3 protein-coding genes are annotated in these 3,055 nt (G+C 70.2%); all 3 read right to left on the bottom strand.

The features are described from left to right. Positions 1-857 (bottom strand): adenosylhomocysteinase (locus ACIP5M_RS36035; protein ID WP_401205393.1); only part of this gene is annotated, 857 nt, incomplete at its 3' end. 5 nt (positions 858-862) lie between these two features. Next, positions 863-1,822 carry a methylenetetrahydrofolate reductase [NAD(P)H] gene (gene metF, locus ACIP5M_RS36030; protein WP_401205392.1) on the bottom strand — a complete coding sequence of 320 codons (960 nt, stop codon included), beginning with the start codon at positions 1,820-1,822 and terminating at the stop codon, positions 863-865. A 27-nt stretch (positions 1,823-1,849) separates the two neighbouring features. Beyond that, positions 1,850-3,055, bottom strand: a 1,206-nt coding sequence (locus ACIP5M_RS36025) for a vitamin B12 dependent-methionine synthase activation domain-containing protein (RefSeq protein WP_401205389.1), incomplete at its 5' end; no start/stop codon positions are given.

Here is a 3,055-nt window from a genome sequence, read left to right as displayed (position 1 = left end):
CCGTCCATCGCCGCCTGCAGGGCGCAGATCGGGTCGATCTCGGTGACGATGACACGGGCGCCCTGACCGCGCAGGGACTCCGCGCAGCCCTTGCCCACGTCGCCGTAACCGAAGACCACGGCGGTCTTGCCGCCGATGAGGACGTCGGTGGCGCGGTTGATGCCGTCGATCAGGGAGTGGCGGCAGCCGTACTTGTTGTCGAACTTCGACTTCGTGACGGCGTCGTTCACGTTGATCGCCGGGAACAGCAGGGCGCCCTCGCGGTGCATCTCGTAGAGGCGGTGGACCCCGGTGGTGGTCTCCTCCGTCACGCCGCGGATGCCGGCGGCCAGGGCCGCCCAGTCGATGGTGCTCTTGCCCAGCAGGTCCAGGACCAGGGCCATTTCCTCGTTGTCCGCGGTCGACGGGTCCGGGACCTGCCCCGCCTTCTGGTACTCGACGCCCTTGTGGACGAGGAGGGTGGCGTCACCGCCGTCGTCGAGGATCATGTTCGGGCCCGCGTGTCCGGGCCAGGTCAGCGCCTGCTCCGTGCACCACCAGTACTCCTCCAGCGTCTCGCCCTTCCAGGCGAAGACCGGAATGCCGGCGGCGGCTATCGCGGCGGCGGCGTGGTCCTGGGTGGAGTAGATGTTGCAGGACACCCAGCGGACCTCGGCGCCCAGCGCGACGAGCGTCTCGATGAGCACGGCCGTCTGCACGGTCATGTGCAGCGAACCGGTGATCCGCGCCCCGGCGAGCGGCTGCGAGGGGGCGTACTCCTTGCGGATCGACATCAGACCGGGCATCTCGTGCTCGGCAAGGGTGATCTCCTTGCGGCCGAAGTCCGCGAGCGAGAGATCTGCGACCTTGAAGTCCATGGGGTCTACTCCGTGATGGTGGTGGCCGGGTGGTTCTGGCTGACGTTCAGGTTCTGATGGATCTCTAGAGTCGCGGTGGACTTGTTGAGGGTGATGTAGTGCAGGCCGGGCGCGCCCTCGGCGAGGAGCCGCTCGGACATGGCGGTCGCGTACTCGACACCGATCCGGTGCCCGTCCGCCGGGTTGTCCTTCGCCGCTTCGAGCCGCTGGGCGAGGGCGTCCGGGAAGCGGGCGTCGCTCAGCTCGGCGAAGCGCCGGATCTGGCGGAAATCGGTCGCCGGCATGATCTCGGGGATGACCGGGGTCAGGCAGCCCACGGCGGAGAGCCGGTCCCGCAGCCGCAGGTAGTCCTCGGCGTGGAAGAACATCTGGGTGATGGCGTAGTCGGCGCCGGCGTGGCACTTGGCGGCGAAGTGCCGGATGTCCTCGGTCCATGAGGGCGAGCGGGGATGGCGCTCGGGGAAGGCGGCCACGCCGACGGTGAAGTCGCCCAGCCGGCGCAGCAGCGTGACCAGTTCGTGGGCGTGGGTCAGGCCGTTGGGGTGGGGTGTCCACTCGCCCTTCGGGTCGCCGGGCGGGTCGCCGCGCAGGGCGAGGACGTCGCGGATGCCGGCGTCGGCGTACTGGCCGATGATGTGGCGCAGTTCGGCGACCGAGTGCCCGACGGCGGTCAGGTGCGCGACCGGGCGCAGGGTGGTCTCCGCGGCGATGCGCTTGGTGACCTCGACGGTGCGGCTCCGCGAGGAGCCGCCGGCGCCGTAGGTCACGGAGACGAAGGACGGCGCGAGGGCCTCTATGCGGCGGATGGCCGCCCACAGCGTCCGCTCTCCGGCATCCGTCTTCGGGGGGAAGAACTCGAACGAGAAGGTGCGCCGGCCCTGGGCCAGCAGGTCACGGACGCCGAGGGGGGCGGGGGCGGAGGACGTGCGGGGGCGTTCGGCGGTGGCGGCCAGGGCAGCCGGCATGTCGGACTCCTTTCCGGCTCGTGGGGGTCAGCGTGCGTTGAAGTAGGAGGCTTCGGGGTGGTGGATGACGATGGCGTCGGTGGACTGCTCGGGGTGGAGCTGGAACTCCTCCGAGAGCTGGACGCCGATGCGCTCCGGCTGGAGGAGGTCGGCGATCTTGGCGCGGTCCTCCAGGTCGGGGCAGGCGGGGTAGCCGAGCGAGTAGCGGCAGCCCTGGTACTCGGTGCGGAACATGCCGTCCATGGACTGCGGGTCGGAGCCGGCGATGCCGAGGTCGGCGCGGACGCGGGCGTGCCAGTACTCGGCGAGGGCCTCGGCGAGCTGCACGGACAGGCCGTGGAGTTCCATGTACTCGCGGTAGGCGTCGGCGGCGAAGAGCCGCGCGGTCTCCTCGCCGATCCGGCTGCCCACGGTGACGACCTGGAGGCCGACGATGTCGGTCTCGCCGGACTCCTCCGGGCGGAAGAAGTCGGCGAGGCACAGGCGGCGGCCGCGCTGCTGGCGGGGGAAGGTGAAGCGGGTGCGCTCCGATCCGTTCTCGCCCAGGATGATGAGGTCGTCGCCCTTGGAGACGCAGGGGAAGTAGCCGTGCACGACGGCGGCTTCGAGGAGGCCGTCGGTGTGCAGCCGGTCCAGCCAGCCGCGCAGCCGGGGGCGGCCGTCGGAGGCGATGGTGTCGGCGCCCTTGAGGCCCCACTGGCCCTTGAAGAGGGCGTTCTCGTCCAGCCAGGAGGCGTACTCCTTGAGCGGGATGCCCTTGACCACGCGGGTGCCGAGGAACGGCGGGGTGGGGACCGGGTTGTCGACGGCCACGTCGGAGCGGCCCGCGTCGAGCGGTTCCGTCACCTGGAGGAGCGGGACGTCGCGCCGGGCGACGCGGCGCTGCTTGAGGGGCGGGAGTTCGGCTCCGGGGACGCCGCGCTTGACCCCCATGAGGGCGTCCATGAGGCGCAGGCCTTCGAAGGCGTCGCGGGCGTAGCGGACTTCGCCTTCGTAGATCTCGTGAAGGTCCTGTTCGACGTAGGCGCGGGTCAGGGCGGCACCGCCAAGGATGACCGGGTAGTCGGCCGCCAGCTTGCGCTGGTTGAGCTCCTCCAGGTTCTCCTTCATGATCACCGTGGACTTCACCAGCAGGCCTGACATGCCGATGACGTCGGCCTTGTGCTCCTGCGCGGCTTCGAGGATCGCCGAGAGGGGCTGCTTGATGCCGATGTTGACGACGTTGTAGCCGTT

Origin of the sequence: Streptomyces sp. NPDC088762, from assembly GCF_044750905.1 — a bacterium.
In the GTDB taxonomy this organism is placed as follows: domain Bacteria; phylum Actinomycetota; class Actinomycetes; order Streptomycetales; family Streptomycetaceae; genus Streptomyces.
This window is presented reverse-complemented; position numbering and strand designations above follow the sequence as displayed.

What these genes read in the sequence shown, in the direction of transcription:
- metF (WP_401205392.1), bottom strand. Translation starts at nt 1,822, where the DNA reads ATGCCGGCTGCCCTGGCCGCCACCGCCGAACGCCCCCGCACGTCCTCC.